General features: G+C 71.9%; 17 protein-coding genes. 14 read left to right on the top strand and 3 right to left on the bottom strand.

Features of this window, described 5'->3' with window-relative positions:
* The first annotated feature begins 68 nt into the window (after positions 1–68).
* The 10 genes from PS467_RS11910 to PS467_RS11870 all read left to right on the top strand — a co-directional run bounded on the left by PS467_RS11910 (position 69) and on the right by PS467_RS11870 (position 13,204).
* Complete coding sequence (locus PS467_RS11910) at positions 69–479, top strand: DUF2752 domain-containing protein (protein WP_268971422.1); 411 nt, start codon at positions 69–71, stop codon at positions 477–479.
* Between the two features lie 157 nt (positions 480–636).
* A complete protein-coding gene (gene trpC / locus PS467_RS11905) occupies positions 637–1,446 on the top strand; it encodes an indole-3-glycerol phosphate synthase TrpC (RefSeq protein WP_268971421.1) in 810 nt (269 codons plus the stop codon).
* Positions 1,447–1,466: 20 nt separating this feature from the next.
* Entirely contained in the window at positions 1,467–1,619 is a 153-nt protein-coding gene (gene trpM, locus PS467_RS42105; RefSeq protein ID WP_432280573.1) for a tryptophan biosynthesis modulator TrpM, read from the top strand.
* A 197-nt stretch (positions 1,620–1,816) separates the two neighbouring features.
* Positions 1,817–3,085 carry a tryptophan synthase subunit beta gene (trpB, locus tag PS467_RS11900; protein ID WP_311035247.1) on the top strand — a complete coding sequence of 423 codons (1,269 nt, stop codon included), beginning with the start codon at positions 1,817–1,819 and terminating at the stop codon, positions 3,083–3,085.
* Positions 3,085–3,903: a tryptophan synthase subunit alpha gene (trpA, locus tag PS467_RS11895; RefSeq protein ID WP_311035246.1), complete on the top strand. Its 819-nt coding sequence runs from the start codon at positions 3,085–3,087 to the stop codon at positions 3,901–3,903. Before trpB ends, trpA begins: the two co-directional genes overlap by 1 nt.
* A gap of 115 nt (positions 3,904–4,018) precedes the next feature.
* Positions 4,019–4,852: a DsbA family protein gene (locus PS467_RS11890; RefSeq protein WP_311035245.1), complete on the top strand. Its 834-nt coding sequence runs from the start codon at positions 4,019–4,021 to the stop codon at positions 4,850–4,852.
* Positions 4,853–4,924: 72 nt separating this feature from the next.
* Complete coding sequence (gene lgt, locus PS467_RS11885; protein ID WP_311035244.1) at positions 4,925–5,971, top strand: prolipoprotein diacylglyceryl transferase; 1,047 nt, start codon at positions 4,925–4,927, stop codon at positions 5,969–5,971.
* A gap of 188 nt (positions 5,972–6,159) precedes the next feature.
* Positions 6,160–6,891, top strand: coding sequence for a VIT1/CCC1 transporter family protein (locus PS467_RS11880; protein ID WP_311035243.1), 732 nt, complete (start codon positions 6,160–6,162; stop codon positions 6,889–6,891).
* Positions 6,892–7,200: 309 nt separating this feature from the next.
* Complete coding sequence (gene gltB / locus PS467_RS11875) at positions 7,201–11,751, top strand: glutamate synthase large subunit (RefSeq protein ID WP_311035242.1); 4,551 nt, start codon at positions 7,201–7,203, stop codon at positions 11,749–11,751.
* Positions 11,744–13,204, top strand: coding sequence for a glutamate synthase subunit beta (locus PS467_RS11870; RefSeq protein ID WP_268971414.1), 1,461 nt, complete (start codon positions 11,744–11,746; stop codon positions 13,202–13,204). The genes gltB and PS467_RS11870 overlap by 8 nt, the downstream gene beginning before the upstream one ends.
* A 156-nt stretch (positions 13,205–13,360) precedes the next feature.
* Here the strand turns inward: PS467_RS11870 and PS467_RS11865 are convergent, their stop codons facing one another.
* Both PS467_RS11865 and PS467_RS11860 read right to left on the bottom strand, forming a co-directional pair.
* A complete protein-coding gene (locus PS467_RS11865) occupies positions 13,361–13,834 on the bottom strand; it encodes a PPOX class F420-dependent oxidoreductase (protein ID WP_311035241.1) in 474 nt (157 codons plus the stop codon).
* A 252-nt stretch (positions 13,835–14,086) separates the two neighbouring features.
* Entirely contained in the window at positions 14,087–14,977 is an 891-nt protein-coding gene (locus PS467_RS11860) for a hypothetical protein (RefSeq protein WP_311035240.1), read from the bottom strand.
* Between the two features lie 237 nt (positions 14,978–15,214).
* On the opposite strand from PS467_RS11860, the gene PS467_RS11855 reads away from it, so the two are divergent.
* Positions 15,215–16,012 carry a S1 family peptidase gene (locus tag PS467_RS11855; RefSeq protein WP_311035239.1) on the top strand — a complete coding sequence of 266 codons (798 nt, stop codon included), beginning with the start codon at positions 15,215–15,217 and terminating at the stop codon, positions 16,010–16,012.
* Positions 16,013–16,112: 100 nt separating this feature from the next.
* On the opposite strand, the gene PS467_RS11850 is transcribed toward PS467_RS11855, so the two are convergent.
* Positions 16,113–16,493 carry a VOC family protein gene (locus tag PS467_RS11850; protein WP_311035238.1) on the bottom strand — a complete coding sequence of 127 codons (381 nt, stop codon included), beginning with the start codon at positions 16,491–16,493 and terminating at the stop codon, positions 16,113–16,115.
* A 1,154-nt stretch (positions 16,494–17,647) separates the two neighbouring features.
* Between PS467_RS11850 and PS467_RS11845 the strand changes: the two genes are divergently transcribed.
* The 3 genes from PS467_RS11845 (at position 17,648) to PS467_RS11835 (ending at position 22,328) form a co-directional block, all read left to right on the top strand.
* Positions 17,648–18,001, top strand: coding sequence for a chorismate mutase (locus PS467_RS11845; RefSeq protein ID WP_268971409.1), 354 nt, complete (start codon positions 17,648–17,650; stop codon positions 17,999–18,001).
* A gap of 302 nt (positions 18,002–18,303) precedes the next feature.
* Positions 18,304–20,943, top strand: coding sequence for an aminopeptidase N (gene pepN, locus PS467_RS11840; protein ID WP_311035237.1), 2,640 nt, complete (start codon positions 18,304–18,306; stop codon positions 20,941–20,943).
* Positions 20,944–21,305: 362 nt separating this feature from the next.
* On the top strand, positions 21,306–22,328 hold the full coding sequence (locus tag PS467_RS11835) for a tellurite resistance/C4-dicarboxylate transporter family protein (protein WP_311035236.1): 1,023 nt from the start codon (positions 21,306–21,308) through the stop codon (positions 22,326–22,328).
* The last annotated feature ends 315 nt before the right edge of the window (positions 22,329–22,643 follow it).

Here is a 22,643-nt window from a genome sequence, read left to right as displayed (position 1 = left end):
AGCCGTTCGGAGGCCGGCACACAGGCCCCGGGCCGCGCCTCGATGGCTCCCCGGGCAGACTCGGCGGTGTGACCGAACCACCGCCGGCCGTCCCGGTCCCCCTGGTGCGGCGCCTCGCCGCCCCTTTCGGCGTGCTCGCGGGTGTCCTCGCCGCCTTCGGCTACGTCGGCGCCGTCGACCCCCGGGAGCCCGGTCACTATCCCGTCTGCCCGCTGCTGCGGCTCACGGGGCTGTACTGCCCCGGCTGCGGCGGGCTGCGCGGCGCCCATGCCCTCGTGCACGGCGATCTGCCGGCCGCCCTGCGCGACAACGCCCTCGCCGTCGGCTGCTACGCCGTCTTCGCCGTCTGCTGGGTGGTGTGGTGCGTGCGCGGCCGCTTCCCGGCGGCGCGGCTCTGGCACGCGGGCGCGCTCGGCGGCGCGGCCCTGGTTTTCACCATTGTCCGGAATTTTCCGTTCGGGGGACTGCTGACGCCATGACCGCTGTTCTGTATGTCCACGTGGTGGGCATCTGCGTCAACCGGATGCGAAACTTCGGCCTTACGGCGGCTACCATCGCAGTGCCGGGTGACGCGGTGGACCGCCCCGCCCGGCGCCGATCAGAAGCTTCATCCCCGTCCCGGAAGGGGGCCGCTCGGTGAGTGTGCTCGACGAGATCATCGACGGAGTCCGTGCCGACCTCGCGGAGCGGCAGGCGCGCGTCACCCTCGACGAGCTCAAGCAGCGGGCGGCCGGCGCGCGGCCGGCGAAGGACGGTGCCGCCGCCCTCAAGGGCGACAGCGTCAAGGTGATCTGCGAGGTCAAGCGGTCCAGCCCGTCCAAGGGCGCGCTCGCCGCGATCGCCGACCCCGCCGGGCTCGCCGCCGACTACGAGGCGGGCGGCGCGGCCGTCATCAGCGTGCTGACCGAGCAGCGGCGCTTCGGCGGCTCGCTGGCCGACCTGGAGGCCGTAAGGGCCAAGGTCGACATCCCGGTGCTCCGTAAGGACTTCATCGTCACCTCGTACCAGCTGTGGGAGGCGCGGGCGTACGGCGCCGACGTGATCCTTTTGATCGTCGCCGCCCTGGAGCAGGAGGCCCTGGTCTCGCTCATCGAGCGGGCCCAGTCGATCGGGCTGACGCCGCTGGTCGAGGTGCACGACGAGGAAGAGGTGGCCCGTGCGGTCGACGCGGGGGCCCGGGTGATCGGGGTCAACGCGCGCAACCTCAAGACCCTCGAGGTGGACCGCTCGAACTTCGCCCGGATCGCACCGGAGATCCCGGACCACATCGTCAAGATCGCGGAGTCGGGCGTGCGCGGACCGCACGACCTGATCGCCTACGCGAACGACGGCGCGGACGCGGTGCTGGTCGGCGAGTCCCTGGTGACCGGACGCGACCCCAAGGCCGCGGTGGCCGACCTGGTGGCCGCGGGCGCCCATCCGGCGCTGCGCCACGGCCGGGACTGACGAGACGGGAACGGCGGACCATGGAGACGTACGCGCGCCTGGCCCGGGGCTGTCGGCCCCGGGGCTGCCGTGCGCCCGCGCGGCGGGTGCGGGGGCGGCGCGTGCGCTATCACATCGGATGCGAGCCGGGGCAGATCAACGGGCGTCGATGGCGCCGGGCGGCAACGCGCTGAGCAGGGCCTTTTAGGGGTTTGACAGCCCCCGGCCACCGCCGGGAGGTGTCGTTTGTCGATGTATCGCCGTATCGGTCTATCGCCCTATCGCGTATCGACGTCTCGACAGCGACGTGCCCCGTCGGCCCGCTCGGACACGGTTCCCCACACCCATCACACCTGTTGCGGGGCGATGCCCCGAACGAGGAGTACATCGCATGTCCTCTGATTTCTTCATCCCGGACCCGGAGGGTCAGGTGCCCAGCGCCGAGGGGTATTTCGGCGCCTTCGGCGGCAAGTTCATCCCCGAGGCGCTCGTCGCCGCGGTCGACGAGGTCGCCGCCGAGTACGAGAAGGCCAAGGCGGACCCCGCCTTCGCGGCCGAGCTCGAGGACCTGATGGTCAACTACACCGGCCGGCCCAGCGCGCTGACCGAGGTGCCGCGGTTCGCCGAGCACGCCGGGGGTGCCCGGGTCTTCCTCAAGCGGGAGGACCTCAACCACACCGGCTCCCACAAGATCAACAACGTACTGGGCCAGGCCCTGCTCACCAAGCGCATGGGCAAGACCCGCGTCATCGCCGAGACCGGCGCCGGTCAGCACGGCGTGGCCACGGCCACCGCGTGTGCGCTGTTCGGGCTCGAGTGCACCATCTACATGGGCGAGGTGGACACCCAGCGGCAGGCGCTCAACGTGGCGCGGATGCGGATGCTGGGCGCCGAGGTCATCGCCGTGAAGTCCGGCAGCCGCACCCTGAAGGACGCCATCAACGAGGCGTTCCGGGACTGGGTCGCCAATGTGGACCGCACCCACTATCTCTTCGGCACCGTGGCCGGACCCCACCCCTTCCCGGCCCTGGTGCGCGACTTCCACCGGGTGATCGGCGTGGAGGCCCGGCGGCAGATCCTGGAGCGGACCGGGCGGCTGCCGGACGCGGTCGCGGCCTGCGTGGGCGGCGGGTCCAACGCGATCGGGCTGTTCCACGCCTTCCTGCCGGACGAGAGCGTGCGGATCGTCGGCTTCGAGCCCGCCGGGCACGGGGTGGCCACCGGGGAGCACGCGGCCACGCTGAGCCAGGGCGAGCCCGGCATCCTGCACGGCTCCCGGTCGTATGTGCTCCAGGACGAGGACGGCCAGATCACCGAGCCGTACTCGATCTCGGCCGGACTGGACTACCCCGGCGTCGGACCGGAGCACGCGTACCTGAAGGACACCGGCCGCGCCGAGTACCGGGCGGTCACCGACGACGAGGCGATGCGGGCGCTGCGGCTGCTGTCGCGGACCGAGGGCATCATCCCGGCGATCGAGAGCGCCCACGCGCTGGCGGGCGCCCTGGACCTCGGCCGTGAGCTGGGGAGCGACGGCATGGTGCTGGTCAACCTCTCCGGGCGCGGCGACAAGGACATGGACACGGCGGCCCGGTACTTCGGGCTGTACGACCGGGACGAGCAGCGGAACGAGCAGCGGAACGACCAGGGGGCGAAGTGATGGCCGGGAATCTGGAGCTGCTGGGATCGGTCCTGGCGAAGGCCAAGGGCGAGGGGCGCGCCGCGCTCGTCGGCTATCTGCCCGCCGGTTTCCCCTCCGTCGACGGCGGGGTGGACGCGATGACCGCCATGATCGAGGGCGGCTGCGACATCGTCGAGGTCGGCCTGCCGCACAGCGACCCGGTGCTGGACGGACCGGTGATCCAGACCGCCGACGACATCGCGCTGCGCGGCGGGGTCAAGATCCGCGATGTGATCCGCACGGTGGGGGAGGTGCACGCCCGGACGGGCGCGCCGATCCTGTGCATGACGTACTGGAACCCCGTGGACCGGTACGGCGTCGAGCGGTTCGCCGCCGATCTCGCCGAGGTGGGCGGCGCGGGCTGCATCCTGCCCGATCTGCCGGTCGAGGAGTCGGAGATCTGGCGGAAGGCCGCCGAGCAGCACGGTCTGGCGACCGTGTTCGTGGTCGCGCCCAGCAGCCGTGACGAGCGGCTGGCGAAGATCACGGCGGCGGGCAGCGGTTTCGTCTACGCGGCGTCCCTGATGGGCGTCACCGGAACGAGGGAATCGGTGGGACAGGAGGCGCGCGCGCTGGTGGAGCGCACCCGTGGCACCACCTCGCTTCCGGTGTGCGTGGGGCTCGGCGTCTCCAATGCCACGCAGGCGGCGGAGGTCGCGGGGTTCGCCGACGGCGTCATCGTGGGCTCGGCCTTCGTCAAGCGGCTGCTGGACGCCGACGGCGACACCGAGGCCGGTCTGGCGGGGCTGCGCGAGCTCGCGGGTGACCTGGCGGAGGGCGTCCGCGCCGGCCACTAGCCGACGCCGATCGACCGCCGATCGGCCGCTGGTCGGCCGTTGGAGGGTCACTCGTTGGAGGGAACAACGAGGCGGAGGAGCTCAGCGGTGCTCCTCCGCCTCGTTAGGCGAGGGCGTGAGCCAGAGAAACCGTGGTGAGGGAAAGCGCGGCGCTCGTGAGCGCCTGCGGGAACAGCGTGAACGGGAGCGGGCGCGCGCGAAGCGGAAGCGGACGCTGGGGGTCCTGGGGGCGGTGGTGGCCGTCTTCGCCGTGGCCGCGGGGGTGGGCGTGTTCGCGTCCAGAACCGAGGACGACTCGGGCAAGTCGGGCAGCGCCGTGGTGCCGCCGCGCGGAGCGGTCGGCAAGGGACGTCTGGTGATCCCCTCGGGGAAGAAGGGGGAGCCGGGCGAGCCGGGGGAATCGAGCAAGGGATCGGGGAAGGGCGCCCCGGCGACCCTGACGGTGTTCGAGGACTTCCGCTGCCCCGGGTGCAAGCAGTTCGAGGACGTCTTCCGTAAGACCGTCCACGAGCTCCAGGACGACGGCCGGCTCAGGGTCGAGTACCACCTGGTGACGATCATCGACGGAAACCTCGGCGGCACCGGTTCGCTCCGCGCGGCGAACGCGGCGGCCTGCGCCCAGGACCGGGACCCCGACACGTTCCGGGCGTACCACGATGTGCTCTACCGCCATCAGCCCGAGGAGACCCGGGACGCCTACGCCCACAACAGCAGGCTGATCAAGCTGGCCGGCACGGTCCCCGGGCTGGTCACCCCCGCCTTCCGGAAGTGCGTCGAGGACGGCCGGCACGACACCTGGGTACGGAAGTCCAACGACGTCTTCACCCACTCCGGCTACGCCTCCACCCCGACGGTGCTGCTGGACGGGAAGTCCGTGTACGGCGACCCCGACAAGCCGCTGAGCCCCAAGAAGCTCAAGCGCATGGTCCTCGCGGCGACCCGCGACTGACCCTCGTTATGCAGCCGTTGTGCCGGGTGGGTTGCCGCATCTCCCGCCCGGCACGGTAGCGTCGGTCCTGCCATGGACCTCCTCGCTTACATTCCCAGCCCGTCGTCCGGCGTGATCTATCTCGGTCCGGTCCCGCTGCGCGGCTATGCGTTCTGCATCATCATCGGCGTCTTCGTCGCGGTCTGGCTCGGCGGGCGGCGCTGGGTCGCCCGGGGCGGCCAGGTCGGCACCGTCGCCGACATCGCCGTCTGGGCCGTGCCCTTCGGCCTGGTCGGAGGGCGCCTCTACCACGTCATCACCGATTACGAGCTGTACTTCACCGACGGCCGTGACTGGGTGGACGCCTTCAAGATCTGGCAGGGCGGCCTCGGGATCTGGGGGGCCGTGGCGCTGGGTGCGCTGGGCGCCTGGATCGGCTGCCGCCGCCGGGGCATCCCGCTCCCGGCGTACGCGGACGCCATCGCCCCCGGGATCGCCTTCGCCCAGGCGATCGGGCGCTGGGGCAACTGGTTCAACCAGGAGCTGTACGGCAAGGCGACCACGCTGCCGTGGGCGCTGAAGATCGACGGCGACGCCGACGCGGGCCGGGTGGCCGGCACGTACCACCCGACCTTCCTGTACGAGTCGCTGTGGTGCGTCGGGGTGGCCCTGCTGGTGATCTGGGCGGACCGTCGCTTCACGCTGGGACATGGCCGGGCGTTCGCCCTCTATGTCGCGGCCTACACCGTGGGCCGCTTCTGGATCGAGTACCTGCGGGTGGACGACGCCCACCATGTGCTGGGGCTGCGGCTCAACGACTGGACGTCCATCGTGGTCTTCCTGGGCGCGGTGGCCTACATGGTGATCTCCGCGAAGAAGGCCCCCGGCCGGGAGGCGGTCGTGGAGCCCGCGGCGGTCGGGGACGCGACCGAGAAGAGCGGCGACACGGACGGGCCGGGCGCGGACAAGGCGGCGGACACGGCGACGGACACGGCGGCGGCGGACAAGGCCGCTGTCGACGAGGCCGCCGCGGACGCGACCAAGCCGGACGCGACCGACGCGGACACGACCACGGACAAGCCGGCCGCGGACACGACCGGTGCGGTGGCCGCCGAGGCGGAGCCCTCCCAGAAACCCTGACCCGCGCCACCGTGCGCCCAACAGGCCGCCGACCCCCTCGGGGTTCGGCGGCCTCTTTACGTTTCCGCAGGTCAGCGAGGTAAGTTCGGCCTTCCTTGCTGGCGGAGCAGGGGAATCCGTGCGTACCTTCGAACCGTTGGAGTGAGCGCAGCATCGCCACACCCTTCGCGAAGGGAGCACATCTTCATATGTCCGTCATCGACAGCGCCGAGTCCCCGCATATCGCCCACCGCGACAACCACACCCACCGTGATGTGAACGGCGGCTGGCTGCGTCCGGCCGTCTTCGGTGCCATGGACGGACTGGTCTCCAACCTCGCGCTGATGACCGGTGTGGCCGGCGGTGCCGTGGACCGGCAGACCATCGTGATCACCGGTCTGGCGGGACTGGCGGCCGGCGCCTTCTCCATGGCCGCCGGTGAGTACACCTCCGTCGCCTCCCAGCGCGATCTGGTCCAGGCCGAGCTGGAGGTGGAGCGGCGCGAGCTGCGCAAGCACCCGGTGGACGAGCTGGAGGAGCTGGCGGCGCTCTACGAGTCGCGCGGTGTGGAGCCGGCCCTGGCCCGGGAGGTGGCCGAGCAGCTGTCCCGGGACCCCGAGCAGGCGCTGGAGATACACGCCCGCGAGGAGCTGGGCGTGGACCCGGACGACCTTCCGTCGCCGCTGGTCGCGGCGGTGTCCTCGTTCGGCTGCTTCGCGCTGGGCGCGCTGCTGCCGGTGCTGCCGTATCTGCTGGGCGCCACGGCGCTGTGGCCGGCCGTGCTGCTGGCGCTGATCGGGCTGTTCGGCTGCGGTGCGGTGGTGGCGCGGGTGACCGCCCGCTCCTGGTGGTACAGCGGGCTGCGGCAGCTGGCGCTGGGCGGTGCGGCGGCGGGTGTGACCTACGCCCTGGGCACTTTCTTCGGAACGGCCGTAGGATGACATACCATACGGCGAGCCGCATAATTACGCCGTTACTCGACGGTTTCGATCCTTTTACAGGCGGGCATAAGCCCGAAGCGCTTGGGCAGTGTCGCCCGATCAGCGCCTTGGCGACGTCGGTCGCTCGGTCCGTTCTTGCCCGTATCGCCTGCATCGCCTGACGTCACCCCGCTCCGGGGTGTCCGCATGATGAAACGGAACTTCCGGTTTCCGAGAAGCTGCTCATCATGTAACCTGCATGAAATTTCGCGGAGGGCCAACGTCGTCCCTCGGCACACGCACAATGCCATGACGACGACGGGAGAGCCGATGCGTTCTGCATCCCACCCCGCCCGACAGGGGATGTACGACCCGCGCAATGAGCACGACGCCTGTGGCGTCGGCTTCGTGGCGACCCTCACCGGCGAGGCCAGCCATGAGCTCGTGGAGCAGGCTCTCACCGTGCTGAGGAACCTCGAGCACCGCGGCGCCACCGGTTCCGAGCCCGACTCCGGCGATGGTGCGGGCATCCTCGTCCAGGTCCCGGACGCCTTCCTGCGGGCCAGTGTGACCGGCTTCGAGCTGCCCGAGGCCGGTGCCTACGCGGTGGGCATCGCGTTCCTCCCCGAGGGGGAGACCGAGGGCGCGGCCGCCGTGGAGCAGATCGAGCGGCTCGCCGCCGACGAGGGGCTCACCGTCCTCGGCTGGCGCGAGGTGCCCGTCGCCCCCGAGCTGCTGGGCAACGGGGCCCGTGCCACCATGCCCGTCTTCCGTCAGCTCTTCGTGGCCGACGGCACCAGCACCGGCGTGGCCCTGGACCGCAAGGCGTTCATGCTGCGCAAGCGTGCCGAGCGCGAGGCGGGGGTCTACTTCCCCTCGCTGTCCTCCCGCACCCTGGTCTACAAGGGCATGCTGACCACCGGACAGCTGGAGCCGTTCTTCCCGGACCTCTCCGACCGCCGCTTCGCCACGGCCATCGCGCTGGTCCACTCCCGGTTCTCCACCAACACCTTCCCGAGCTGGCCGCTGGCCCACCCGTACCGCTTCGTCGCCCACAACGGTGAGATCAACACCGTCCAGGGCAACCGCAACTGGATGCGTGCCCGGGAGTCCCAGCTGGTCAGCGACCTGTTCGGGGACAAGGCGCTGGAGCGGGTCTTCCCCATCTGCACCCCGGACGCCTCCGACTCGGCGACCTTCGACGAGGTCCTGGAGCTGCTCCACCTCGGCGGCCGCTCGCTGCCGCACTCGGTGCTGATGATGGTCCCCGAGGCGTGGGAGAACCACCCCTCCATGGACCCGGCCCGGCGCGCCTTCTACCAGTACCACTCCACGATGATGGAGCCCTGGGACGGCCCGGCCTGTGTCACCTTCACCGACGGCACCCAGGTCGGCGCCGTGCTGGACCGCAACGGTCTGCGCCCCGGCCGCTACTGGGTCACCGACGACGGTCTGGTCGTGCTCTCCTCCGAGGTCGGCGTCCTGGACATCGACCCGGCCAAGGTGGTCCGCAAGGGCCGGCTCCAGCCGGGCCGGATGTTCCTGGTCGACACCGTCGAGCACCGCATCATCGAGGACGACGAGATCAAGGCCCAGCTGGCCGCCGAGCAGCCGTACGGCGAGTGGCTCGAGGCCGGTCTGATCGGCCTGGCCGACCTGCCCGAGCGCGAGCACATCGTGCACACCCACGCCTCGGTCACCCGCCGCCAGCAGACCTTCGGCTACACCGAGGAGGAGCTGCGCGTCCTGCTCGCGCCGATGGCCAAGACCGGCGCCGAGCCGATCGGCTCGATGGGCACCGACTCGCCGATCGCCGCCCTTTCCGAGCGGCCGCGGCTGCTGTTCGACTACTTCACCCAGCTGTTCGCGCAGGTCACCAACCCGCCGCTGGACGCGATCCGCGAGGAGCTGGTCACCTCGCTGATCTCCTCGCTGGGCCCGCAGGGCAATCTGCTGGAGCCGACCGCGGCCTCCTGTCGCAGCGTTACCCTGCCCTTCCCGGTGATCGACAACGATGAGCTGGCCAAGCTCATCCACATCAACGCCGACGGCGACATGCCCGGCCTCAAGGCGGCGACCCTCTCGGGCCTGTACCGGGTCGGCGGCGGCGGTCAGGCGCTCGCCGCCCGGCTGGACGAGATCTGCGCCGAGGCCGACGCCGCCATCGAGGACGGCGCCCGGCTGATCGTGCTCTCCGACCGCCACTCGGACGCCGAGCACGCCCCGATCCCCTCGCTGCTGCTCACCTCCGCGGTCCACCACCACCTGATCCGCACCAAGCAGCGCACCCAGGTGGGGCTGCTGGTCGAGGCGGGCGACGTCCGCGAGGTGCACCATGTCGCGCTGCTGATCGGCTACGGGGCCGCGGCCGTCAACCCGTACCTGGCCATGGAGTCGGTCGAGGACCTGGTCCGGGCGGGCACCTTCCTGCCCGGGGTCGAGGCCGAGGTCGCGATCAAGAACCTGATCAAGGCGCTCGGCAAGGGCGTCCTGAAGGTCATGTCCAAGATGGGCATCTCGACCGTGGCCTCCTACCGGGGCGCGCAGGTCTTCGAGGCCGTCGGTCTGGACGAGTCCTTCGTGGACACCTACTTCCACGGCACCGCCACCAAGATCGGCGGCGCGGGCCTGGACGTCGTCGCCAAGGAGGTCGCCGCCCGCCACGCCAAGGCGTACCCCGCCTCCGGCGTCCCCTCCGCCCACCGGGCGCTGGAGATCGGCGGCGAGTACCAGTGGCGCCGTGAGGGCGAGCCGCACCTCTTCGACCCCGAGACGGTCTTCCGGCTCCAGCACTCCACCCGGTCGCGTCGCTACGACATCTTCAAGAAGTACACCGGCCGGGTGAACGAGCAGTCCGAGCGGCTGATGACGCTGCGCGGCCTGTTCTCCTTCAAGAACGAGCGCCCCTCGATCCCGATCGACGAGGTCGAGCCGGTCAGCGAGATCGTCAAGCGGTTCTCCACCGGCGCCATGAGTTACGGCTCCATCTCCCAGGAGGCGCACGAGACCCTCGCCATCGCCATGAACCAGCTGGGCGGCAAGTCCAACACCGGTGAGGGCGGCGAGGACTCCGACCGGCTGCACGACCCCGCCCGGCGGTCGTCGATCAAGCAGGTGGCCTCCGGCCGCTTCGGTGTGACCAGCGAGTACCTGGTCAACTCCGACGACATCCAGATCAAGATGGCCCAGGGCGCCAAGCCCGGTGAGGGCGGTCAGCTGCCCGGCCACAAGGTCTACCCGTGGGTCGCCAAGACCCGGCACTCCACCCCGGGCGTCGGCCTGATCTCCCCGCCGCCGCACCACGACATCTACTCGATCGAGGATCTGGCCCAGCTGATCCACGACCTGAAGAACGCCAACCCGCAGGCGCGCATCCACGTCAAGCTGGTCTCCGAGGTCGGCGTCGGCACCGTGGCCGCGGGTGTCTCCAAGGCGCACGCCGATGTGGTGCTGATCTCCGGCCACGACGGCGGCACCGGCGCCTCGCCGCTCACCTCGCTCAAGCACGCGGGCGGCCCCTGGGAGCTCGGCCTCGCCGAGACCCAGCAGACGCTGCTGCTCAACGGGTTGCGTGACCGTATCGTGGTGCAGACCGACGGCCAGCTGAAGACCGGCCGTGACGTGGTCATCGCCGCCCTGCTCGGTGCCGAGGAGTTCGGCTTCGCCACCGCGCCGCTGGTCGTCTCCGGCTGTGTGATGATGCGCGTCTGCCACCTGGACACCTGCCCGGTCGGCATCGCCACCCAGAACCCGGTGCTGCGCGAGCGCTACAGCGGCAAGGCCGAGTTCGTGGTGAACTTCTTCGAGTTCATCGCCGAGGAGGTCCGCGAGCTCCTCGCCGAGCTGGGCTTCCGCACGCTGGACGAGGCCATCGGCCACGCCGAGCTGCTGGACACCACCCGCGCCGTACAGCACTGGAAGGCGCAAGGACTGGACCTCGCCCCGCTGCTGTACGTGCCCGAGCTGCCCGAGGGCGCCGTCCGCCACCAGGCGGTCGAGCAGGACCACGGCCTGGCCAAGGCGCTGGACAACCAGCTGATCAAGCTGGCGGCCGACGCGCTGAACGCCGACAGCGCCGAGACCGCCCAGCCGGTCCGCGCCCAGGTCGCGATCCGCAACATCAACCGGACCGTGGGCACCATGCTCGGCCATGAGGTGACCCGGAAGTTCGGCGGCGCGGGCCTGCCCGACGACACCATCGACATCACCTTCACCGGTTCGGCCGGCCAGTCCTTCGGCGCGTTCGTGCCCCGCGGTGTCACGCTGCGGCTCGAGGGCGACGCCAATGACTACGTGGGCAAGGGCCTCTCCGGTGGCCGGATCGTGGTCCGCCCGGACCGGAGCGCGGACCACCTCGCCGAGTACTCGACCATCGCGGGCAACACCCTCGCGTACGGTGCGACCGGCGGTGAGATGTACCTGCGCGGCCGGGTCGGCGAGCGGTTCTGCGTCCGCAACTCCGGCGCCACGGTCGTCTCCGAGGGCGTGGGCGACCACGGCTGTGAGTACATGACCGGCGGCCACGCCGTCGTCCTCGGACCCACCGGCCGGAACTTCGCGGCGGGTATGTCCGGCGGTGTCGCGTACGTGATCGACCTCGACCGGGACAACGTCAACGGCGACCTCCGGGATGCCGTCGGTGGGCTGGACGACGCCGACAAGCGGTGGCTGCACGACGCGGTGCGCCGCCACCACGAGGAGACCGGCTCCACCGTCGCGGGTGCGCTGCTCGACGACTGGGAGGCCGCCCTCCCGCGCTTCAGCAAGATCATCCCTGCTACGTACCAGGCCGTGCTCGCCGCCAAGGAAGCCGCCGAGCGTGCCGGGCTCTCCGAGTCCGAGACCCACGAGAAGATGATGGAGGCGGCGATCAATGGCTGACCCCAAGGGCTTCCTGTCCACTGACCGCGAGGTCGCCAAGACCCGTCCGGTGGGCGAGCGCGTCAAGGACTGGAACGAGGTCTACGTCCCCGGTTCGCTGCTGCCGATCATCAGCAAGCAGGCCGGCCGGTGCATGGACTGTGGCATCCCGTTCTGTCACAACGGCTGTCCGCTGGGGAACCTCATCCCCGAGTGGAACGACTACGCCTACCGGGAGGACTGGCGCGAGGCCAGCGAGCGGCTGCACGCGACCAACAACTTCCCGGAGTTCACCGGGCGGCTGTGCCCGGCCCCGTGCGAGTCGGCCTGTGTGCTCGGCATCAACCAGCCGCCGGTGACCATCAAGAACGTCGAGGTCACCATCATCGACAAGGCGTGGGACGCCGGCGATGTCACCCCGCAGCCGCCGGAGCGGCTCAGCGGCAAGACCGTCGCCGTCATCGGCTCGGGACCGGCCGGCCTGGCCGCCGCCCAGCAGCTGACCCGGGCCGGCCACACGGTCGCCGTCTACGAGCGGGCCGACCGCATCGGCGGGCTGCTGCGCTACGGCATCCCCGAGTTCAAGATGGAGAAGCGGCACATCAACCGGCGTATCGAGCAGATGCGCGCGGAGGGCACCAAGTTCCGCACCGAGACGGAGATCGGCCGCGACATCGACGCCGCCAAGCTCCGCAAGCGGTACGACGCCGTGGTCATCGCGGCCGGCGCCACCACCTCGCGCGACCTGCCCGTGCCGGGCCGGGAGCTGAACGGCATCCACTTCGCGATGGAGTACCTGCCGCTGGCCAACAAGGTGCAGGAGGGCGACCTCACCACGTCCCCGATCACCGCCGAGGGCAAGCACGTCGTGGTCATCGGCGGCGGTGATACCGGCGCGGACTGCGTCGGCACCGCCCACCGGCAGGGTGCCGCCTCCGTCACCCAGCTGGAGATCATGCCGAAGCCCGGCGACGAGCGGAACGCCAACCAGCCCTGGCCGACCTTCCCGATGCTCTACAAGGTCACCTCGGCCCACGAGGAGGGCGGCGAGCGGCTCTACTCCGTCTCCACCACCCACTTCGAGGGCGACGAGGACGGCAACGTCCAGTGGCTGCACCTGATCGAGGTGGAGTTCAAGGACGGCAAGCTGGAGCAGAAGCCGGGCACCGAGCGGAAGATCCCGGCCCAGCTGGTCACCCTCGCCATGGGCTTCACCGGCACCGACCAGAAGAACGGCCTGGTCGAGCAGTTCGGTCTGGAGCTGGACCAGCGCGGCAACATCGCGCGCGACGCCGACTTCGCCACCAACGTGCCCGGTGTCTTCGTGGCCGGTGACGCGGGCCGCGGCCAGTCGCTGATCGTCTGGGCCATCGCCGAGGGCCGCTCCGCGGCGCGCGGGGTGGACCGCTACCTGACCGGGGCCAGCGAGCTGCCCGCCCCGATCCGCCCCACCGACCGGGCCCTCGCGGTCTGACCGCGCTTCACCGCGGGTGACCCTCCGGGCTCTCCCGGAGGTCCCGGATCTGACGTCCGTACAACGGCGTACGGACCGGCCGTACGGCGCCTTCCCCCATTCCCCGGGGGCGGGCGCCGTATGGCGTTCACGGGCGCGCGGGGCGGTGCCGAGGCCTCAGGACCCGCTCTCCACCAGCCGGGCCGGGAAGCCGCCGGTGGCGACCGGACCCCAGCGTTCGGGGGTGATACGGATCAGCGACTTGCCCTGCTTGCGCATGGCCTCGCGGTACTCGTCCCAGTCCGGGTGCTCGCCCGCGATGTTGCGGTAGTACTCGACCAGCGGCTCCACGGACTCCGGGGGATCGATCACCTCGGCGGTGCCGTCGATCTGCACCCAGGGGCCGTTCCACTCGTCGGACAGCACGACGACGCTCACGGCCGGGTCGCGCTTGGCGTTGCGCACCTTGGCGCGCTCGGGGTAGGTGGACACGACGATACGGCCGGAGTCGTCGACTCCGCAGGTCAGCGGGGACGCCTGGGGCGAGCCGTCGGCCCGGCGGGTCATCAGCAGCGCACGGTGGCGCGGGCGTACGAACTCCAGCAGCTCGTCGAGGCCGACACGGGTGTTGGTGGCGATGGTGGGACTCATGCAGGCGAGCGTACGACGTCGAGCACGCTCGAAGCGCGCACGACGACCGGCCGGTCCGGCGTCGGGTGCCGTCCCGCGTAAGTGGCCGGCGTGAGGTGGTACGGGGTGAGGTGGCATCGCGTCAGGTCGTGCCGTGTCAGGTCCTGCCGCGTGAGGTCGTACGGCGTGAGGCCGTGCCGCGTCAGGTCATGCCGGGTCAGGTCCTGCCGCGTGAGGTCGTGCCGCGTCAGGTGGTACCTGCGTCAGGGCGCGTCAGGTGTCGCATTCCAGCACCGTCCGGCACAGCCCGCAGCGGGCCCGCAGCCGGCCGCGCACCGGGACCCGGATGCGCTGACGGCAGGTCGGGCAGGGGAAGGAGACGCTCAGCGGAGGGCCGCCGTCGAAGGCGTAGTCGCCTCCGGTGGTGGGGGAGGGATGGTCGGACCGGGCCGACCGGCGGTCCTTGGCGTAGCGGCGGCGGCCGGTCCAGCCGGCGGCGGCCAGCGGCGGCTGGGCCTGGTCGCGGCGGGCCAGCTCCAGCCCCTTGGCGTACGCCTCGTACGCCTGGGGAGAGGTGAACCAGGGGGACGGGTCCTCGGCGAACAGCAGCGCCCGCTTGGCCAGCACATAGCCGAACTCCTCCGGCGTCAGATAGCCCAGCTTCTGGCTGGTGAGCGAGTCCTGGCGGTAGGCGTCGAGCAGCAGCCAGCCCGTGCCCAGATAGGCGGCGGTGGTGTCGGTGAGGATTTCGTTGTCGCGGGTGCCGGGGAACGACAGATCCAGCCGGTGCAGATACACATGCGTGACCTCATGGGCGAGGGCCGCGCCGATGTCCCTGCGGTGCGTCTTGAAGCGGGAGTTGAGCTCGATGAAGTACTCCGGGCCCGCGGCGAGGTCCACATTCCCCGCATGCCGCATCTCCCGGAAGCTCACGATCATCCGGGCCTCGGGCAGCCGCAGATGCTGCACCATGACCCGGGCGACCCGCTGCACGCCCAGGTAGAGGTCGTCCTGGTCGGAGAAGGCCACATCGCCGGGGAGCACGCTGAGCCCGAAGGTGTCCACGGTGTCGCGGGACAGCCGGTGGTAGAGCGCGGTGATCGCGGCCCGGATGGTGTCCAGGTGGGGATAGCCGTGCTCGATGTCGCTGCCCGGTGCCGCCACGCCGTCACCCCCGTGCCGTCGTCCGCGCGCCCTGTCCGGCGTCAACCTTACGGCCGTTCGCCGCGGCGGTGGGGAGGCCGCGCTGGCCGGAAACCAACCCTTGTCATCCGGATCATCGGCTCCGGATAATCACAGGGCGCTTTACCGGCTCGGCCACGGGATTTCGGAGCGGATTCCGGATTTTTGAGTTGGCATGTGCCTGACATAGCGCGCAACCCCCCACGAAAGGAAAGTCCGTTGCGGAACCCTTGGAAGCACATCAAGAGAGCCTCGGCCCTCGGCGCGGTCGCCCTCGCCGCCTTCAGCCTCACCCCCGGCAGTGCCAGTGCCGCCCCCACCGGCCCTGAGCCCAGCCCCTCCGTCGTCGGCGGCACCCGCGCCGCCCAGGGCGAATTCCCCTTCATGGTCCGGCTGTCCATGGGCTGTGGCGGCGCGCTCTACACCCAGGACATCGTGCTCACCGCCGCCCACTGTGTGGACGGCAGCGGCGCCGACACCTCCATCACCGCCACCGCGGGCGTCGTCGACCTCCAGGACCCGGACGCCATCGAGGTCAAGTCCACCGAGGTCCTCCAGGCCCCCGGCTACAACGGCACCGGCAAGGACTGGGCGCTCATCAAGCTCGCCGAGCCGATCGACCAGCCCACCCTGAAGATCGCCGACACCACGGATTACAACGAGGGCGACTTCACCATCGCCGGCTGGGGCGCCGACGCCGAGGGCGGCGACCAGCAGCGCTACCTGCTCAAGGCCACCGTGCCGTTCGTCGACGACGCCACCTGCAAGGCCGCGTACGACGAGCTCGTCGCCGACGAGGAGCTCTGCGCCGGGAAGGTGGACGAGGGCGGCGTGGACACCTGCCAGGGCGACTCCGGCGGCCCGATGTTCCGCAAGGACGACAGCGGCCAGTGGATCCAGGTCGGCATCGTCAGCTGGGGCGAGGGCTGCGCACGGCCCGGCAAGCCCGGCGTCTACACCGAGGTGAGTACCTTCGCCGAGGACATCAAGGCGGCCGCGACCCAGCTCGACGGCTGACCCGTCAGCGGCCCCGCCGCAGCGCGGGGGCAGAGCCGACCGGGACCCGGCCTTCGGGCGGCCCCGGCCGGCTCTGCCTGCCCTATCGGGTCTGTTAGATCTATCCGGTTTGTCCGTAGCAGATGCAGAACGGATGCCCCGCCGGATCGCTGAAGACCCGGAAGCCGCTGCGCTCCCCACCGCTGTCGTGCAGAAACGTCGCCCCGAGCCCGATCAGGTCCCGCTGCGCCCGCTCCGCGTCCGCGCGCGTTTCCACATCGAAGTCCAGATGGATCTGCTGCGGACGGGCCGGGTCCGGCCAGCGCGGCGGCTGATGGTCCGGCGCGAGCTGAAAGGCCAGCCGCCGGCCGTCCTCGGCCGTCAGGGTCGCCCACTCCGGATCGCTGTCGTCCACCCGCCAGCCCAGGATCCGCCCGTAGAAGGCGGCCAGTGCGGCGGGGTCGGGACAGTCGATGACGGTGCACTGAAGCGTCGCGATCATGCCGGAACCCTAGTCCGGAGCGGCTCGGGCCCGGCGTGGCAGGTTCCGCTTCCCGGCCGCGCGGGCTGCCGCGAGCCTGGCCGGGGCGTGGCTCTGCCCGGAGTGGCTCGGGTCCGGCACGGCTGGCCGTCCGGCCGCGACTCCGTCCGGAGTGGCTCGGGGCCGGCGCGCGGCAGGGTTCCGTATCCCGGCCGCGCGGGCTGCCGCGAGCCTGGCCGGGGCGTGGCTCTGCCCGGAGTGGCTCGGGTCCGGCACGGCTGGCCGTCCGGCCGCGACTCCGTCCGGAGTGGCTCGGGGCCGGCGCGCGGCAGGGTTCCGTATCCCGGCCGCGCGGGCTGCCGCGAGCCTGGCCGGGGCGTGGCTCTGCCCGGAGTGGCTCGGGTCCGGCACGGCTGGCCGTCCGGCCGCGACTCCGTCCGGAGTGGCTCGGGGCCGGCGCGCGGCAGGGTTCCGTATCCCGGCCGCGCGGCTTGCCGCGAGCCTGGCCGGGGCGTGGCTCCGTCCGGAGTGGCTCGGGCCCGGCACGACTTCGTCCGGCCGCGACTCCGCCCAGAGCGGCTCGGGCCCAGCACGACTCCGTCCGGTCGCGACTCCGTCCGGAGTGGCTCGGGGCCGGAGTGGCCCCGTTCGGGACGATCCCGTCCGGAGTGGCTCGGGCCCGGCGCGGCACGTCCCGTATCCCGGCCGCGCGGGCTGCCGCGAGCCCGGCCGGGGCGTGGCCCCGTCCGGAGCGGCCGGGCTCACCCGGAGTGGCTCCGTCCGGAGTGGCTCGGGGCCGGGGTGGCGCCGTTCGGGACGATCCCGTCCGGAGTGGCTCGGGCCCGGCGCGGCACGTCCCGTATCCCGGCCGCGCGGGCTGCCGCGAGCCCGGCCGGGGCGTGGCCCCGTCCGGAGCGGCCGGGCTCACCCGGAGTGGCTCCGTCCGGAAGCGGCGGCGGGAAAGCCGGGTCCGAAAGGGAACCTCTCCCCGCTCAGGCCCCTCCTCCATGGTGAGGCGCCGTACCGGGAGCGGCCCTCCCCGCGACCGCCCCGCCCCCGTTCCGGCCCCCCGCAGGGCCGATCCGAACCCCCCACAGGGGTCGGGGCGGTCCGCGCTCCGTCCGCACTCCGGACCCGAAGCCGAGCCGGCCCCGGGAAAAGTAGGCTCTGGAGGCATGACGCACAGCACGAGCGACCGCACCGCCGACCAGCCGGTGACGCCGGGGGACACCGAGAGCATCGACCCGGCCGTCTTCGACGAGCTGACCCGGCTGCGCGAGAGCATCGACAACATCGACGCGGCCGTGGTCCACATGCTCGCCGAGCGCTTCAAATGCACCCAGCAGGTCGGCCACCTCAAGGCCGCCCACCGGCTCCCCCCGGCCGACCCGGCCCGTGAGGCCCGCCAGATCACCCGGCTGCGCCAGCTCGCCGAGAGCGCCAAGCTCGACCCCGGCTTCGCCGAGAAGCTGCTCAACTTCATCATCGCCGAGGTCATCCGGCACCACGAGACCATCGCCCGCTCCTGACCCCGGCTCGCAGTGACGTCACGTTGCTCGGCGCCGACGCGGAGCGACCACGCCGGCCTGGGCCACTGCGCGGCAGCGGCTGCTCCCCGCCCGCCCGGCCGCGGCTGTAGGTCCGTTCACGCGGCCGCATCCGTGACGGCGGCAGTACGGCGCCGGGCCCCATGCGGCCGTGGTCAATGGTCGGCGTGCCCCCGGCTGGGCACCCCCGGGGCGCACTCCGGTAGTGCGTCCGGGGCCCGGCCGCGCCGGGCAACCACTTCCCACCCGTGTGCGGCCCGCCGCACGTAGGGCAGCATGTCTCCATGTCCGTACTGACGCGCGACGAAGCGCAGATCCGAGCCCGCCTCATCGAGGTCCACCGCTACACCATCGAACTCGACCTCACCCGCGGGGAGGAGCTCTTCGGCTCCACCACCACCATTCGCTTCAGTGCGCGCGAGGCGGGCGCGGACACCTTCGTCGAGCTACAGCCGGCCGCACTCCACCGGGCCGTGCTCGACGGTCGCGAGCTTGACCTCACCGGTGCCGCCGAGGCGCTCGCCGACGGACGGCTTCCGCTCACCGCGCTCACCGAGGGCGAGCACGAGCTGCGGGTCGAGGCGGACATGCGCTACTCCCACACCGGCGAGGGCATGCACCGCTTCACCGACCCCGCCGACGGCGAGACCTACCTCTACACCATGTGCTGCATGGCCGACGCGAACGACGTCTTCGCCGCGTTCGACCAGCCCGACCTCAAGGCCGTCTTCGACGTCCGGGTCACCGCCCCGCCGCAGTGGACCGTCCTCGGCAACGGCGTCGCCACCCGCGTCGGCGCCCCCGAGGAGGGCCGCTGGCAGCTCGCGCCGACGCCGCCCATCAGCACCTATCTGATGGCGCTGGCCGCCGGCCCGTACCACTCGGTGCGCACCGAGCACGCCGGACTGCCCTTCGGGCTGCATGTCCGCCGCTCGCTCGCCCCCTACCTCGAAGCCGACGCCGACGAGCTGTTCGAGATCACCCGGCGCTGCTTCGACCGGTACCACGAGATCTTCCAGGAGCCCTACCCCTTCGACTCCTACGACCAGGCGTTCGTCCCCGAATTCAACTCCGGCGCCATGGAGAACCCCGGCCTGGTCACCTTCCGGGACGAATTCGTCTTCCGTTCCGCCGTCACCGACGCCGAGCGCCAGACCCGCGCCATGGTCATCGCCCACGAGATGGCCCATATGTGGTTCGGCGACCTCGTCACCATGAAGTGGTGGGACGACATCTGGCTGAACGAGTCCTTCGCCGAGTACATGGGCTACCAGATCCTCACCGAGACCACCCGCTACACCGACACCTGGGCCGACTTCGGCGTCCGCCGCAAGAACTGGGGTTACGACGCCGACCAGCGCCCCTCCACCCACCCGGTCGCCCCCGCGCCCGAGCTGGTCCCCGACACCGCCGCGGCCCGCCTCAACTTCGACGGCATCTCCTACGCCAAGGGGGCCTCCGCGCTGCGCCAGCTCGTCACCTGGCTCGGTGAGAAGACGTTCCTCGACGGCATCAACGACCACTTCGCCCGGCACCGCTTCGGCAACGCCACCCTCGCCGACTTCATCGACTCCCTCGCCCGCTCCTCCGGCCGCGACGTCCACGCCTGGGCCGACCGCTGGCTGCGCACCACCGGCGTCGACACCCTCACCCCCGCCATCAGCGCCAACGGCGACCGGTGGAGCGCCGAGATCCGCCACCAGGGCAGTGGCCCGCACGGGGACGGCCGGGACGGGAGCGGTCCCGGCGCGGGTCCGGTCAGCCGTCCGCACCGCATCGCCATCGGCCTGTACGACCACGCCCCCGCCGCCCCGCACCAGCTGGTGCTGCGCGAACGCGTGGAGGCCGAGCTCGACGGCGTCGAGCCCGGTCTCACCCTCTCCTTCACCGGGCCCCGCCCCGATCTGCTGCTCCTCAACGACGGTGACCTGACCTACGCCAAGATCCGGCTCGACCCCGGCTCCTGGAAGGCCGTCGTCCGCTCCCTGTCCGGCCTGCCCGACGCCGTCAGCCGCGCCGTGGTCTGGAACGCCGCCCGTGACATGGTGCGCGACGGCGACCTCCGGCCCGCCGAGTACCTCGAGGCCGCCCGTGCCCATCTGCCGCACGAGACCGACATAGCGATCGTCCAGGGCGTCCTCGCCTTCGCCCGCACCCAGATCGCCGACCGCTACCTCCCCGCGGACCAGCGCCCCGCGGCCCTGGCCACCATCAGCGCCACCTGCCGCGATCTGCTGCGCCGCACCGAGGACGGCTCCGGGCCCGGACTGCGGCTCGCCGCCGTACGCACGTTCATCGGCAGCGCCACGGCCCCCGCCGAGCTGAGCGACTGGCTCGACGGCGACACCGTCCCCGGCGGCCCGGCCCTCGACCCCGAGCTGCGCTGGCAGATCCTCGGCCGGCTCGCCGTCCTGGGCGCCGTCGGACCCGCCGACATCGACGCCGAACTCGCCCGCGACTCCAGCGCCACCGGCCAGGAGGGCGCGGCCCGCTGCCGGGCCGCGCTGCCCGACGCCGACGCCAAGGAGGCCGCCTGGCGGACCCTCTTCGGCGGCGCGGAGGACGGCGCGGAGGACGGCGCCGGGGACGGCCGGGGCGCGGACACCGAGCCGGGCGAGCTCTCCAACTACCTGGTCACCGCGACCCTCACCGGCTTCTGGCAGCCCGAGCACCACGACGTCCTCGCCGCTTACGTGCCGCGCTACTTCCCGGCCGCCACCGCGCTGGGCGCCCGCCGCGGCCCCGCCATCGCCGACACCATGGCCCGCTTCGGCTTCCCGAGCACCGTGGACCCCGAAACCCTGCGGCTGGGCGAGGAGTGCCTGGCGAACCCCGACGCCCAGCCCGCCCTGCGCCGCCGGCTCGCCGATCAGCTCGACGATCTACGGCGCGCCCTGGCCGTACGCCGGAAGCAGGAGGGATAGCCACGGCGGACCGGCGAGGCGGGGCGGTCGGCCAGGTGCGGCGGACCGGCGGGGCGGGCGGCGAGGCGGGGCGGGCGGCGAGGCGAGGCGGGGCGGGCGGCCGAAAACTGCCCGCCGAACCGGCCCTGAGCCGGGCGGACGGGCGTTCGAAGGGGCCCTTCACGCCATCGTGGCCCGTTTCCACGGCCGGCCCCGGGCCCCTCGGCTATGGGAACGGTCTGCGCTGGTTAAAGCGTCCGCCAAGGGGGCTTGTGAGACTCTTGTGCAACCGGTGGCCAAAGACATCCCCGCCGCGGCCCGGTCTTCCCGGCCGCGGCCCCCGGCCGCCGGTGCGGTGGCAGCCTGCTGGCGTGATACGGACCATGCCCAGCGTTACCGCGCGTAACCTCCCGCCCAGCGCCTTCGCCCCGGTGATGGCGACCGGAATCGTGTCCCAGGCACTCGCGGCGGACGGCGCCCGACGGCTGTCGGACGCCCTGCTGGCGGTGGCTGTGGTGGTCTACGGCGGGCTGCTGGCGGGGCTGGTGTGGCGGGTGGCGCGGTATCCGGGCGAGGTCGCCGCCGACCTGCGGGATCCCGGACGGCTCTTCGGCTTCTTCACCTTCGTCGCCGGCTCCGACGTGCTCGCCGTCCGGCTGGCGTCCGGGCCGTGGCGGGCGGCCGCCGTGGCCCTGCCGGCGATGGCCGTCCCCGTCTGTGCCGTCCTGCTGGGGTGCGTGGCGCGGCTGGCGTACCGGCTCGGAGCGGGCGGGATGGTGCGGCGGGCGGACGGCACCTGGTTCCTGTGCGTGGTGGGACTCCAGTCCACCGTGCTGGCGGTGGCCGCGCTGGCGCCCGGCCGGGCCCGGCCGGCCGAGGCGTTCGGCTGGGCGGCCGGAGTCCTGCTGTACGCGGCGGTGGCCACGGTGGTGGCCGGCCGGCTGACCCGGTTCGGGATACGGCCGCGGGAGCTGGCGCCGCCCTACTGGATCACGATGGGGGCCTGCGCGATCAGCCTCCTCGCCGGTGCCCGGCTGGCGCACCAGGGGCTCGGTACCCCGCATCCGGGGCCGGTGCTCCGCGTCGTCCTCCTCGCCCTGTGGGGCTGGGCCACCTGCCTGCTGCCGCCGCTGCTGGCCGCCGGCGTCTGGCGGCATCTGGTGCACCGGGTGCCCCTGGGGTACGAGCCGGCCTTCTGGACCATCGTGTTCCCCACGGGCATGTACGCCGTGTCCACGGCGGCCCTCGGCGAGACCGAGGGAATCCGCCGCCTGGTGGCCCTCGGACATGTCGCCGCCTGGGTCGCTCTGGGTATGTGGGCGCTGGTCGCGGCCGGGTTGACCCATGCGCGACGGCCTCGGCCGACGGGGGCGAATTCCGGCCAGAAGCCGGGTCAAGAGAAGTGAAACCCTGGCCGGCGGACGCCCGGCACCGATGCGGTGCGGTCTCCCCGCTTGCCTATCAGGCAAAAATGATGTGCCGTCAACTGCTGTTAACCGCAGCGCCGCCTTGGGCGCACATGCCCGGCGCAAGCTCGGCAAACCGCGAGAAAAAACCGATCTAGGGGTTGCTAAATGACTTAATGGGCTCATACGGCCCGGCCGATGCCCGAGTGATGCTGACGCGCAGCACGCATTCGAAGCCCCGGCCGACCCTTCGGCACGGAGCCACAGCCGAAGGAGCTGGACCGTGGCGCGCCGCACAGCACGAAGCCGCACAGC

Source organism: Streptomyces luomodiensis, assembly GCF_031679605.1.
Taxonomy (GTDB): domain Bacteria; phylum Actinomycetota; class Actinomycetes; order Streptomycetales; family Streptomycetaceae; genus Streptomyces; species Streptomyces luomodiensis.
This window is presented reverse-complemented; position numbering and strand designations above follow the sequence as displayed.

Coding starts and splice junctions, on each gene's coding strand:
- lgt (WP_311035244.1), top strand. CDS start 4,925: ATGGACCTCCTCGCTTACATTCCCAGCCCGTCGTCCGGCGTGATCTAT.
- PS467_RS11845 (WP_268971409.1), top strand. CDS start 17,648: ATGACGCACAGCACGAGCGACCGCACCGCCGACCAGCCGGTGACGCCG.
- PS467_RS11865 (WP_311035241.1), bottom strand. CDS start 13,834: ATGAGTCCCACCATCGCCACCAACACCCGTGTCGGCCTCGACGAGCTG.
- trpA (WP_311035246.1), top strand. CDS start 3,085: ATGGCCGGGAATCTGGAGCTGCTGGGATCGGTCCTGGCGAAGGCCAAG.
- PS467_RS11870 (WP_268971414.1), top strand. CDS start 11,744: ATGGCTGACCCCAAGGGCTTCCTGTCCACTGACCGCGAGGTCGCCAAG.
- pepN (WP_311035237.1), top strand. CDS start 18,304: ATGTCCGTACTGACGCGCGACGAAGCGCAGATCCGAGCCCGCCTCATC.
- gltB (WP_311035242.1), top strand. CDS start 7,201: ATGCGTTCTGCATCCCACCCCGCCCGACAGGGGATGTACGACCCGCGC.
- PS467_RS11850 (WP_311035238.1), bottom strand. CDS start 16,493: ATGATCGCGACGCTTCAGTGCACCGTCATCGACTGTCCCGACCCCGCC.
- trpM (WP_432280573.1), top strand. CDS start 1,467: ATGGAGACGTACGCGCGCCTGGCCCGGGGCTGTCGGCCCCGGGGCTGC.
- trpB (WP_311035247.1), top strand. CDS start 1,817: ATGTCCTCTGATTTCTTCATCCCGGACCCGGAGGGTCAGGTGCCCAGC.
- PS467_RS11835 (WP_311035236.1), top strand. CDS start 21,306: ATGCCCAGCGTTACCGCGCGTAACCTCCCGCCCAGCGCCTTCGCCCCG.
- PS467_RS11880 (WP_311035243.1), top strand. CDS start 6,160: ATGTCCGTCATCGACAGCGCCGAGTCCCCGCATATCGCCCACCGCGAC.